Origin of the sequence: Desulfitispora alkaliphila, assembly GCF_050433185.1 — a bacterium.
Taxonomy (GTDB): domain Bacteria; phylum Bacillota; class Desulfitisporia; order Desulfitisporales; family Desulfitisporaceae; genus Desulfitispora; species Desulfitispora alkaliphila.
In genome coordinates, this window is sequence record NZ_JBNPXS010000059.1 from 1 (window position 1) to 11,745 (window position 11,745).

An 11,745-nucleotide genomic window follows, 5' to 3' on the forward strand; every position below is an offset into this window, starting at 1 on the left:
GACACCCTTGTCATTGGCTAGTGGTTCCCACTACCAAGCCCACAGCGGACTTTCACCGCCAAGTTACCGCCCGTGCCGGGCACACATAAAAAGAGTCAGTTCCTGCTGAACTGACCCTTTTTTAAACATCAATTCCATTATTCTTTTTTAATTTATCGTACCACTTACTATGTCTATGTTTAACATACTCATAATCGACCTTCCCTGTAAACATGGTAAGAAATAATGGCCGGTTTTCTTTAATAATAAACGCCATTAGATGAGCGGCAATTCCAGCAATTAACATAATTGTTGCTAGGTTGTGAATAGCCGTGCTCAATGTATAGATGTTATGGGGTAATAACAATGGGTCTATATTCTGTATTACCTTGATAAAACCACTTATAATTAGTGCCAATATATTTATCCCAATAAATATATAAGCTAACCTTTGTTCTGCTAAAAATTTGTCAGATTTCGGTTCTTCCCCGAAACCAAACATGGCTTTAACTATCTGGATAGATTCTTTCACATCTCCGCGCCTGGGGATAATGGCTCTCTCCCCCACCTTGCAATGGTAAATTAAATGAAATACTACTGCAAATATGAGAATTGCTGCTGCAATATAGTGAATTTGGATGGTAATCAAATAATTATCTGCCCAGGACAATCCTGGAATATTGACCACGTTGTATCTCTTATACATAGGCATTTGCCCAAAACCACTAAATAATAATAAGAAAGTTGAGATAGCTACTGTCCAGTGTACAAATATAGCAGCTTTTGAGTGCCTAGTAATTTTTTGCTTCACTACTCCTCCTCTCCTTTCATCGTTCTATACACAGCAATCCCAGCTGCAAAGGCTCCTGCGATTGGTGCTATAAATAAACTCTTTGCTGTATTATTGATAGCATCGTTGGGATTATTCACTTGGGGGTTAATACCAGGAATAGATTTAGACTTTTCTATAGCTTTATCTAAATCCGAGAAAGAAACCGGTGATATATAAAAGGTAGAAGTTCCTCCATTCTCTTTATCCCCATAAACAAATCCCCTAATTTGTTCAGCCCTCGTGTATGCCTCATTTCTCAAGTCTTCTTTTAAGCCAAACCTCATTGCACCCTGGGGACATTGCTCTACACAGCTAGGATTTTTACCTTTTTTTATTAAATCATAACAGAAGTCACATTTATACATTACACCGCCTCCAGCAAATTTTGGGGCAATTTTTAAATAAATTCCAACTCCTGCTTGCCTCTGAGGGATATCCCATGGGCATAAGTCGCGACACTTTGCTCCACCGAAACAAAATTCTCGATCAATTAGAACAGGTCCTTCGGCCTTTTTTTCAACGACTCCGAAAGGGCAGGTTCCTGCACAGGGCGGATTATCGCAGTGCATACACCTCCTAGGAATAAACACTTCTGTTTCTACACCTTCTTTTTCTACTATAGCCCGCTGTACAAAAATCCAGTTATAAGGCGTTAACCTGGTTGTCAAATCCCTTTTATCAGACCAATCTTCATATTCTTTTTGTGGCCAATATGGTTGAATATTCTCTATGGGCTCTGGGTACTGAGAGCTATTTTTATTTGCACATGCTTGCATACATTTAGTTTTTTCATACTCCTTACATCCATCACATTTTGATAAATCAATTAGAGTAGCATATTTTTCTTTTACTCCTAAAGCCTTAGCAGTTTTCACGCCAGATATGGTCAACCCTCCAACTATGGTTGCTGCTGTGGACCTTTTCAAAAATGCTCTCCTATTTATTTCATTCATCTTCAATCCCCCTTCAGCTTATATGGTAGTATATGAATAATTTTATCATATTATTATCGAAAACAAAACCCTTCTATTTTTTCCTATCTATAAAATAATCTTATATCCCATAACTTTTAGTTATTTTATTAGATATAGAATAATTAAATGTAGGGCATCAAATAATAATATTAATACTGAGAAGAAGGTGTGAAAAATATAATGTTGCAACTGTTTAATTTTTTTAATAATAACAAAGAACAGGGAGAAGGACTAGATGCATCCTCAGTTCAGACGGTAAAAGAGGGAGCGTACTTAGCAAAATTTATTAATGAGACCGATATAGCCAGTAAAAAATGTCAGTACTATGCTGACCATTGCACCGATGAGGATATAAAAAATTACTTTACAAAAGAAGCAAATAAATTAAAGAAAGTTTCTTCTGTACTAAATGACCATCGTGATAGCTTTTTAAAAGAGGAGTGATTAGAATTGGAATTTACAGATTTAGATATGTTACAAGATTACGAGAAAGATACTCGCTTAGCTGCTATATGTTATTCTTTGATACAAACAGAAATTCAAGATCCCACTCTAAGAACTATCATAGGCAAAGCTAAGAATGAAGCAGCAGATTCCCAGCAGGCTGCCGCTAAGTTGATTTTGTCTAAAGGAGGATACCCATAAAGAAAGAGTAAACACAGGTGCACTTCAATCTATGAAGTACACCTGTGTTTACTCTTTCTTAAAAGTCAGTCTTTCGATTTTCATGAACCTTTCCCATAAAAAATACCGCCAGGGCACCAGGCCCCCCGTAAGTCCCAACTACAGGACCTATATGGCTAATAAAAACTTCTTTTACATTAAACTCCTTTAAAATCAACTCTTTAAGTTTTTCCGCATCTTCCACAGTATCCCCGTGAGAAATACATATTGTTTGCCCTTCGGGTTCTTCTATATTTGCTGATACGTATTCAGCTAACTTTTTTATAACATTTTGTCTTCCTTTTACTTTTTTCACTGGCAATACCTTGCCCTGTTTATCTAGGGTCAAAACTGGCTTTATACTTAAAACTATTCCAATAATAGCTGATGTTGCTGAAATTCTTCCTCCTCGCTTGAGGTGATTGAGATCATTAACAGTCTTAAAAGTATTTAACTTCCATCTATAGTCTTCTAGAAATTGTACAATATCTTCAAAACTAGCCCCGTCGCGTTGCATTTCCATAGATTTAATAACCATTAGTCCTTGTCCTAATGAAGCAGTCAGCACATCCACTATGGCTATTTTAGCATCTTTATTTTCTTCTTCTATTTTCTTTTTAGCAATGTTAGCACTATTAACTGTCCCACTTAGTCCAGAAGAAACACATACGTATATAACATCTTTTTTTTGGCTAACTATTTCTTTAAAGACCTCATAAAATGCTTCAGAACTTGGTTGAGATGTCTTAGGAACAATACCAGCACGCATCCCATCATAAAATTCTTTATGGCTAAAGGTCTTACCAAAGTCATCGCTATACTCTTTTTCACCAAATTGACATGTTAGACTCACATAAGGTATTTTATTTTCATCTATATATTCCCTTGGTAAATCACAACATGAGTCTGTCATTATTACATAATCTGTCATTGTATCTCTCCTTAATCTCTTTTACTAATATTTTTTTAATGTTCTTGAACTATTATACCTTTTGTGTATTTATTAGTTGCTTTACCCTCCTTATGTAAAATTAAAATATCTTTGTCATGCTCTCCCATGATCATTATTATATTGTCTTAATAGCACATACAGGAATAGTAAGTTTTAAATACCTAAATTGCAATAACAAATTGAACTAATTTTTAGAATCTGCAACTATATTAAAGTAAGCTTATCAGTCACTGTAAGTAAAAAGGAGATCATAAGATCTCCTTTTTTGTTAACTTATAAGCGTTTTTTTGCTCTCTGTCTTTCAGTTCTTGATAAGAGAGCCTTTCTCATTCTGATAGACTTTGGTGTAACCTCAACTAGTTCATCATCTTCTATAAACTCAAGGCATTTTTCTAATGGCATTTCCTTTGGAGGAGATAGACGCAGTGCTTCATCAGAACTAGATGAACGTATATTTGTTACCTGTTTTTTCTTACATACATTTATCTCAATATCCTCGCTTCTTGGGTTCTCTCCTACAATCATGCCTTCATATACTTTTACTCCAGAGCTGATAAACAGCGTTCCTCTATCTTGGGCGTTATAAAGTCCGTAAGTTGTAGCTTCACCATTTTCAAATGCCACTATTGCACCACGGCTTCTTTTGGGAACTGTGCCTTTTAAAGGGGTATATCTATCAAAAAGTGAGTTTAGAATTCCTTCACCTTTGGTATCTGTAACAAATTCAGATCTATATCCAAGAAGTCCACGAGTAGGTATTTCAAAGTCTAGACGCAAGGATTCCGTTCCAATGTTGGCCATATTCTTAAGCTCACCACGTCGCGCCCCCATTTTTTCCATCACAATACCCATGTATTCTTCTGGTATGTCTATAATTACATTTTCCATTGGCTCCATTTTTTGACCGTCTACTTCCTTGGTTATTACTTCAGGTCTTGATATTTGAAATTCATAACCTTCCCGTCTCATAGTTTCAATAAGAACTGATAGGTGTAGTTCTCCACGCCCTGAAACCCTTAACTTATCAGGGCTTTCTGTCTCCTCTACTTTTAAGCTTACGTTATTTTTAACTTCTTTTAATAATCTATCCCTGATTTTTCGCGAAGTGATATAGTCTCCTTCCTGACCTGCAAAGGGACTATTATTTACGCTAAATGTCATTGCTAAAGTAGGGTCATCAATATCTATATATGGTACGGCTTCAGGGGTTTCCATATCAGTTATGGTTTCTCCGATACTTATGTCTTCAATTCCAGTAACTGCTACTATATCACCTACTGAAGCTTGTACTACACTTTCCCGGTTTAATCCATTAAATATGAATAGGTTACTTATTTTACTTTTTTGCAAAACCCCATCTTTTTTAAAAATCCCGTACTCTTTTCCTGCTAACATTGTCCCTCTAACAACTCGACCCACAGCAACCTTACCTACATACTCATCATAGTCAAGAGTGGTTACTAACATTTGCAGTGGAGCCTTTTGATCACCAGATGGAGCGGGTACGTGTTCCACTATCGTTTCAAAAAGCGGTTCAAGGCTTTCTGAATTATCCTCCAAATTTATCTTAGCAACGCCATCTTTAGCGGATGCATATACAACAGGGAAATCAATTTGTGTATCATCGGCTCCTAGTTCAATAAAGAGATCGAATACCTCGTCTAGAACCTCTGCTACACGAGCATCAGGGCGGTCAATTTTATTTATCACTACAATAGGGGGAAGTTTCAATGAAAAGGCTTTTTTCAGGACAAAACGAGTCTGAGGCCTAGGTCCTTCAAAGGCATCTACTAAAAGTAGGACTCCATCAACCATTTTTAGAACTCGTTCAACTTCACCGCCGAAGTCAGCGTGGCCAGGGGTGTCAAGAATATTAATCTTTAAGTCTTTATATGACACAGCAGTATTTTTAGCAAGAATAGTAATACCTCGCTCTTTTTCCAGATCACCAGAATCCATAACCCGCTCTTCTACTTTCTGGTGCCGTTTAAAAATACCGCTTTGCTTTAGCATACCATCAACCAGTGTGGTTTTGCCGTGGTCTACGTGGGCAATAATTGCTATGTTTCTAAGATCATTTCTTTTTGTGTTCAAATTCATCTCTCCCGAATAATTACTTGAATTTAGTTTTTTCAACCAGTTTAATCATTATACCACTATAGTGATCAAAGATACAGTTTTTACGTAACTAAATAGCTTAGTGTATATCTTCATCTTGATTGGAATTGGTATTATCGTTTGCTATCATAAACATTCTTTTTACATAAAGTGTTCTTAAAACAGCAATGAGGTGCATTGAAAGCACCTCATTGCTGTTTCTTTAACCCTTTGATAAAAATTAAATAGCTGAATTATTAGACTAAGTTTTGCAAATAACTCGCAACGGGGCTCAACACTTAGCAACAGAAATTTATACTTTAAACCTCTTAATGATTTCGTGTAAGTCTTGTGCTAATCTAGATAAATTTTCACTAGAAGTTGATATTTCTTCTATAGAAGCAGCTTGCTCTTCCATTGAAGATGATACCTGCTGAGTAGAAGCGGAATTTTCCTCTGCGATAGCAGAAAGATTTTGCAAGGTTTCTATAATGTCTCCCTTCACTTGATTCATTTCCTCCCCTGAATCATTTAATCTATTAACAGCATTCTCGGCTTTTTGCATAGCTTCAGCAATTAACATATATTTATTTTTACTATTAATTACCCTATTACTCTGCTCATCGGATATGGCAGAGACCCTTTCCATTTTTTTAGCAGCTTCTCTTGAATTGCTTTGTAATTCTTCAACAATCTTATTTATGGACATAGTTGATGCAGACGATTCTTCTGCTAGTTTTCTTATTTCTTCTGCTACTACCGCAAAACCACTCCCTGCTTCTCCAGCCCTTGCTGCTTCAATAGCAGCATTTAAAGCTAATAGGTTAGTTTGTTCTGCAATACCAGCAATAACGTTGCTAGCTTGTCCTATTTCATCAGAACTTACATTGGTCTTGGTTATAACATCATGAATTTCGTTGGTACCTTCAGCACTTTCTTCAGTAATTTTTGATAGACTTTCTATTTCTTCTAAGCCTTCTTTAACTATCTCTGCTACTTTTTGAGCTGCTAAGTTCACATCTTTAACATATGTTTGGTCTTTTTCAATAATTTCTCCAAAATGAACTGCTTTCAAAGACCCACTTTCCGTATTTTTAGCTTGCTCCGAAGCCCCTCTAGCAATTTCTTCTACTGTTTTTGCAACTTCTTCTGCTACAGCATTGGACTCTTCTGAAGTAGCAGAAAGTTCTTCAGAGGACGCAGCCACTTGTTCAGAAGAATTATTAATATCTTTAACTATTCCTCTTAAGTTTAAGATGATTTGTTGAAAGGCATTTGATAAAACTCCGATTTCATCTTTTTTATTAAGAAGTACTTCGCCTACATCCTGTGTAATATCTAAGTCGGCTAACCTTTCTGCCTCCTCCTTTATTTTAATAATTGGCGTAGCAATCAAATTTCCTATCTGATATGTAATAACCATACTTACTAATACAATAGCACTCACGATTAATACAATTGTCCTTTGCATTGATGGTATAGCAGATAACACTTCCTCTTCATTTGCTGTAATGACTAACGTCCAACCTGAATCTCCAATAGGTGCATACGCAGCATATAGATTGTTACCTTGGAAAGAGTAGTTACTAACTCCTCTTTCTTCTCTAATAATCTTTTCGAATAATAACGCTACTTCCTCTACTTCTAGATCTACACCACTTTGCACATCCTCTATGGGATTCCACTGTTTTAAAACTCTTTCTCTATCTGGATGGGCTACCACCGTTCCCTGGCCGTTAATCATATATGCATATCCAGTTGCACCATACCCTGTACCATCTGTAATATCACTTAAAGAGTATCCATCTCGCCTGCCAATTAAAACTCCTACAACTTGATTGTTTCTTTCTATTGGAGTGGCATATATCAATTCTGGTTCATTGCTTACCCTACTAATCAGTAAATCTGAAACATTTGAGATACCATTTAAAGCCGTTTGAAAATATTCTCTATCTCCTATTTCTGCCGTTGTTCCATCATGAAATTGAGCTCTACCATTTAGGTTAACAACTCCTAATGCTTGAAAGTTTGTTCGCTCTACTTGTGCTTGTAATACAGGTTGTTGTTCTTCCCAGTCCATATTTTCTATATCTACCCTGCCTGCTATCATTTCCAGGGTTCTTTGCTGAGTTTCAATTCTACTCTCTGTTAATCTAGCACCTTCAGAAGTTAATAACTCAAGTGTTATTTCTGCTTCTTCAACAAGGGACATACTAGCTCTTTGCAAAGAACTGTACCCTATTGAAATAGATGAAATTAAAATTAACAATGATTTCATTATTCCTCTGTCTACTTTTGTCTTATTTTGTCATATCAACTCAAGGTACTCAACCAAAAAAACACCATAACTGGTGTTTTGTAAAATACATTTGAGTAAAACTGTAAGCCGAGTTTTGTACCCCCTCCGAGGTGATAATCATCTATCTAGGATTACTGTTGCCAGCAATCTCATGCGACCTAACCCGGAGACGAAGCGGGCAACTTCATTGTCTCCCTATTCGGTCTTGCTCCAGGTGGGGTTTACCTAGCCAACTAGTCACCTAGCTGCTGGTGCGCTCTTACCGCACCATTCCACCCTTACCTCTAGCGTAGCCAGAGGCGGTATATTTCTGTGGCACTATCCTTAGAGTCGCCTCCACTGGACGTTATCCAGCACCCTGCCCTTTGGAGCTCGGACTTTCCTCAAATGCGGCCTTTCGGCGCTACATTCGCGATTATCCATTTTACTCAAATATTATATTCAGTTTAGGTGTTTCAGGAATATAAGTATAACACGAGACATTTTTGAATGCAAGTGGAAAATTATGTTTGTTATGAGCTCTTAGCTTTATTCTTTACCTTTTCAGGAACCTTGCCAAAAGCAATAGTTATCAGACCCATCAGCATTATCAGCAAAGAGCCAATGAGAGGTAATAAATGTAATATTTCTATTTCATATCTAAACGCCAGCTGCCCTAAAAATACTCCTGTAAATATTAAACCAATATTAAAGACTATAAACCCAATTATTTGGTACTTAGACATCTGCTTCTCCTCACTTCGCTTGATCGATTCCTTGATTAGCTAGTTTATCCGCCTCTTTATTATATTCTCTTCTAATGTGCTCTACATCAAATTTATCATATTCCTTTTTTAAATTCAACACTTGCTGATATAGAGGGATTAGTCCTTCATTCTTAACCTTATACTCTCCCTTTATCTGTTTAGTAAGTAGTTCACTATCTGTATATAACTTAAACTCGATTCCGCCCAACTCTAAACCTACTTCTAGAGCTCTAATTACAGCAGTATATTCTGCAACATTATTTGTTGCATCACCTATAAATTCACTCAGTTCCTTTAGTACGCTTTCATTTTCATCTAGCAACAAGACACCAATACCAGCTTTCCCAGGGTTCCCCCTTGAAGCCCCATCAGTATAGGCAGTAATTTTCAATTTTTTCACCTCTTTGTATTAGCTATTGCTTTCCAGTAATAAAAACCGTCCGCAAAAATCGCACTTTTGTACAGTCTCTTCTTTACTCACACTGGAAAACTTCTCGGAAGAAACTTCCATACCACAACCATTGCAATTCCCATCTTTCAATATAGCTACTACCCCTTTATTTTGCATTCGTCTTTGATTATATCTTTTTATCAATTGATTGTCAATTTGAATTTCCATTTTATCCCTTTCTTCTCTTGCGAACTTGATTTTTTCTTCCCGTTGACTTTTCGCCTTTTTATAATCTTCTACTTCTCTCTTATAATCTTTTACTAATGTTCTCAATATTTTTTTAAAATTTTCTATGTCTTCTTCAAGTGAATCTGCTTCTTCTGAAAGTTGTGTCCACTCATGTTCTATTGCATCTGTTTTTTTAGTTACATCTGCTATTTTCTCTTCTAATTTCATTAATTCTTTACTATTAGTTTCCTCTCCACTGTACATTTTTACCCGATACAACCTGCATTTTTCTGCAAAGTCCTCCGATTGATTTTCACAATTTTTTATTTCTTTTTTTATTAGTTTCAAACGTTCTTCTTTCCCAGTTAATTCACCTTTTACTTTATTAATATTCGCTTCAATCTCCCTTATGAGCCTTATTTTTTCTTTGTTTACACCCTCTTTTTTAAACTTGTCTAGTTCGGCATCTATCCCCTGAAGTTTCATTAACATTTTCAACTCTTCCATTATATAACGCCCCTTTCTTTTGATAAAATAAAAAAGAGATAGGAAAGTTTAACCAATCCCATCTCACATATATTCCCACACATCTTCACTTTTTTCAGCAGTAAAAACCTCTAACTGAACACTATTAATTTTAGCTTGTTGCTCTATGTACTCAGATAACTTGGAAACTACAACATTTTCCGTGGCAAAATGACCTGCATCAATTACTGCAATGCCCAGTGCCTGTGCTATCTGTGCCTGATGGTATCCCACATCTCCAGTGACTAACACATCTGCACCTTTGAATTTTGCAGCACTAACTAAATCAGAGCCACTGCCACCACAGACAGCAACTTTTTTAACAACTTCTACCCCAGAAGAAACAACTTTTACTCCTACTGAATTTAATGCTTTTTTAGCCTCAAAAACAAATTCATTTAATGGCATCTTCTCAGTCTTACCTATTAAGCCTAATCCAAATTCCTCTCCACGGTTCTCTAATGGGTATATGTCATAAGCCACCTCTTCATATGGGTGCGCCTTAATCATAGCTGCTATAGCTCTTTTAAGCTTATTCTCAGGAACAATTGTTTCTAGTCGATATTCATCAACTCGCTCAAGTTTACCTGGAGTTCCTATATAAGGGTTAGTTTCATCTTGAGGCCTAAAAGTTCCTTGCCCTTTAAGTTCAAATCCGCACTCAGAGTAGTTGCCAATCCAGCCCGCCCCGCCTGCGGCTAAAGCGCCCCTCACTTCCTCTTGATGCCCTTGAGGTACAAATACTACAATCTTGTATAGCTTGTTTGTATTAGTAACCTTTAAAATTTCAGTTTGTGTTAATTTTAACGTTTCTGCTAAGGCTTTGTTAACTCCATCTGGGGCACAATCTAAATTGGTATGTGCAGTGTAAAGAGAAACCCCAGCTTTAATAAGCTCAGCAATTATCTCTCCCTGAGGCAAATCAGTCCTAAGGTTCTTCATAGGTTTAAAAATAAAAGGATGATGAGTAACTATTAAGTCTACTTTTTTTTCAATAGCCTCTGCAGCTACTTTACTGTCTACGTCTAGAGATACCATGACCTTTTCTACCTGACAAGCTGGATCGCCTAACTGAAGGCCTACATTGTCCCAACTTTCTGCAAGTGTCTTAGGTGCTAAGGATTCTATCCAACTAATTATTTGCTGGCATTTTGCAGACATCTATTTTTCATCTCCTTCAAATTAGAAATTTCTTCTTCTACTTCTTTCAATCTATTCTTAACACTTTCTGATAGTTCTAACTTTCCCAGTCTCTGCTGTACTTCAAGAAACTGCTGTATCTTCAATTCAATTTGTTCAATCACCAAAGGATTTCCCTGCTCAATTAACTTGGGACCAAACTCGAAATATTCCTTATTTAAGACTTCGGGCCATTCATAGGTATTTGCTTTAGTTGCAACAATAATATGATAATATTTATTTCCTTCTTTTACTATGTCCTCGTTACTTAAATCCCATTTACTCTTATAAAGCCACCTTCTAACTGCATCCACTGCCGTCATGGGCTGTAAAACCAACGTCTCAAGCTCTCTTACTACATGAGGTGCATCTTCTAGGATATCTACTATTGTTACTCCCCCCATGCCAGCAATAATAGCCACTTGTGCCTCTCCAGCTTGAATTGGTTTCAAGCCATTACCTAGGCGTACATCTATTTTATCATTTAACAAATATTCTTGTACTTGTTTGCGCGCAATTTGAAATGGGCCTTTATTAATATCTGTAGCTATTGCTGTAGGCGCAAGACCTCTCTGCAACAGCTTTATAGGTATGTAACCGTGGTCTGTACCCACGTCTACAACAACTTTTCCCTCGGGTATAAGTTCAATAATCTTTTCTAACCTATCGCTTAACTCTATCATGTTCGCCACCTTATAGTTTACATTAAGTAACTAATTCCACGCAGTCTAAATAGAATCCTGCATATTTAAACTCTTATTTATATTATTGCCTAATAAGAAAACATATCGAGTAGGAGGTAGATAATTATTTTATCTACCGTCCTCTCACACCACCAAGCATACCGTTCGGTACTTGGCGGTTCATTAAGTTAATTGCA

Annotated in this window: 12 protein-coding genes and 1 other RNA gene; 2 read left to right on the plus strand and 11 right to left on the minus strand. The window is 36.6% G+C overall.

From position 1 onward, the window contains the following. Window positions 1–121: 121 nt before the first annotated feature. Both GGQ84_RS14480 and GGQ84_RS14485 read right to left on the minus strand, forming a co-directional pair. Window positions 122–790 (minus strand): formate dehydrogenase subunit gamma, encoded by a 669-nt coding sequence (locus tag GGQ84_RS14480; RefSeq protein WP_429163521.1) that lies wholly within the window; start codon window positions 788–790, stop codon window positions 122–124. Continuing rightward, window positions 790–1,764: a 4Fe-4S dicluster domain-containing protein gene (locus GGQ84_RS14485; RefSeq protein WP_429163522.1), complete on the minus strand. Its 975-nt coding sequence runs from the start codon at window positions 1,762–1,764 to the stop codon at window positions 790–792. The genes GGQ84_RS14480 and GGQ84_RS14485 overlap by 1 nt, the downstream gene beginning before the upstream one ends. A gap of 201 nt (window positions 1,765–1,965) precedes the next feature. Between GGQ84_RS14485 and GGQ84_RS14490 the strand changes: the two genes are divergently transcribed. Next, complete coding sequence (locus tag GGQ84_RS14490) at window positions 1,966–2,229, plus strand: hypothetical protein (RefSeq protein ID WP_429163523.1); 264 nt, start codon at window positions 1,966–1,968, stop codon at window positions 2,227–2,229. A gap of 6 nt (window positions 2,230–2,235) precedes the next feature. Beyond that, window positions 2,236–2,430 carry a spore coat protein gene (locus GGQ84_RS14495; protein ID WP_429163524.1) on the plus strand — a complete coding sequence of 65 codons (195 nt, stop codon included), beginning with the start codon at window positions 2,236–2,238 and terminating at the stop codon, window positions 2,428–2,430. Between the two features lie 58 nt (window positions 2,431–2,488). Here the strand turns inward: GGQ84_RS14495 and GGQ84_RS14500 are convergent, their stop codons facing one another. The 9 genes from GGQ84_RS14500 to GGQ84_RS14540 all read right to left on the minus strand — a co-directional run bounded on the left by GGQ84_RS14500 (window position 2,489) and on the right by GGQ84_RS14540 (window position 11,548). After that, window positions 2,489–3,379: a DegV family protein gene (locus GGQ84_RS14500; RefSeq protein WP_429163525.1), complete on the minus strand. Its 891-nt coding sequence runs from the start codon at window positions 3,377–3,379 to the stop codon at window positions 2,489–2,491. A gap of 294 nt (window positions 3,380–3,673) precedes the next feature. Further along, window positions 3,674–5,500, minus strand: a complete 1,827-nt coding sequence (typA, locus tag GGQ84_RS14505) for a translational GTPase TypA (RefSeq protein ID WP_429163526.1) — start codon at window positions 5,498–5,500, stop codon at window positions 3,674–3,676. A 310-nt stretch (window positions 5,501–5,810) separates the two neighbouring features. After that, entirely contained in the window at window positions 5,811–7,775 is a 1,965-nt protein-coding gene (locus tag GGQ84_RS14510) for a methyl-accepting chemotaxis protein (protein ID WP_429163527.1), read from the minus strand. 88 nt (window positions 7,776–7,863) lie between these two features. Next, window positions 7,864–8,227: RNase P RNA component class A (gene rnpB / locus GGQ84_RS14515), an RNA gene on the minus strand. A gap of 81 nt (window positions 8,228–8,308) precedes the next feature. Continuing rightward, window positions 8,309–8,521: a hypothetical protein gene (locus GGQ84_RS14520; RefSeq protein WP_429163528.1), complete on the minus strand. Its 213-nt coding sequence runs from the start codon at window positions 8,519–8,521 to the stop codon at window positions 8,309–8,311. A gap of 10 nt (window positions 8,522–8,531) precedes the next feature. Next, window positions 8,532–8,942 carry a ribonuclease HI family protein gene (locus GGQ84_RS14525; RefSeq protein ID WP_429163529.1) on the minus strand — a complete coding sequence of 137 codons (411 nt, stop codon included), beginning with the start codon at window positions 8,940–8,942 and terminating at the stop codon, window positions 8,532–8,534. Window positions 8,943–8,951: 9 nt separating this feature from the next. Next, on the minus strand, window positions 8,952–9,668 hold the full coding sequence (locus tag GGQ84_RS14530; protein ID WP_429163530.1) for a zinc ribbon domain-containing protein: 717 nt from the start codon (window positions 9,666–9,668) through the stop codon (window positions 8,952–8,954). A 63-nt stretch (window positions 9,669–9,731) separates the two neighbouring features. After that, window positions 9,732–10,847, minus strand: coding sequence for a Nif3-like dinuclear metal center hexameric protein (locus GGQ84_RS14535; protein WP_429163531.1), 1,116 nt, complete (start codon window positions 10,845–10,847; stop codon window positions 9,732–9,734). After that, window positions 10,823–11,548 (minus strand): tRNA (adenine(22)-N(1))-methyltransferase, encoded by a 726-nt coding sequence (locus tag GGQ84_RS14540; RefSeq protein WP_429163532.1) that lies wholly within the window; start codon window positions 11,546–11,548, stop codon window positions 10,823–10,825. The genes GGQ84_RS14535 and GGQ84_RS14540 overlap by 25 nt, the downstream gene beginning before the upstream one ends. Window positions 11,549–11,745 lie beyond the last annotated feature (197 nt).

What these genes read in the sequence shown, in the direction of transcription:
- GGQ84_RS14485 (WP_429163522.1), bottom strand. Translation starts at nt 1,764, where the DNA reads ATGAATGAAATAAATAGGAGAGCATTTTTGAAAAGGTCCACAGCAGCA.
- GGQ84_RS14490 (WP_429163523.1), top strand. Translation starts at nt 1,966, where the DNA reads ATGTTGCAACTGTTTAATTTTTTTAATAATAACAAAGAACAGGGAGAA.
- GGQ84_RS14500 (WP_429163525.1), bottom strand. Translation starts at nt 3,379, where the DNA reads ATGACAGATTATGTAATAATGACAGACTCATGTTGTGATTTACCAAGG.
- typA (WP_429163526.1), bottom strand. Translation starts at nt 5,500, where the DNA reads ATGAATTTGAACACAAAAAGAAATGATCTTAGAAACATAGCAATTATT.
- GGQ84_RS14510 (WP_429163527.1), bottom strand. Translation starts at nt 7,775, where the DNA reads ATGAAATCATTGTTAATTTTAATTTCATCTATTTCAATAGGGTACAGT.
- GGQ84_RS14520 (WP_429163528.1), bottom strand. Translation starts at nt 8,521, where the DNA reads ATGTCTAAGTACCAAATAATTGGGTTTATAGTCTTTAATATTGGTTTA.
- GGQ84_RS14530 (WP_429163530.1), bottom strand. Translation starts at nt 9,668, where the DNA reads ATGGAAGAGTTGAAAATGTTAATGAAACTTCAGGGGATAGATGCCGAA.
- GGQ84_RS14535 (WP_429163531.1), bottom strand. Translation starts at nt 10,847, where the DNA reads ATGTCTGCAAAATGCCAGCAAATAATTAGTTGGATAGAATCCTTAGCA.
- GGQ84_RS14540 (WP_429163532.1), bottom strand. Translation starts at nt 11,548, where the DNA reads ATGATAGAGTTAAGCGATAGGTTAGAAAAGATTATTGAACTTATACCC.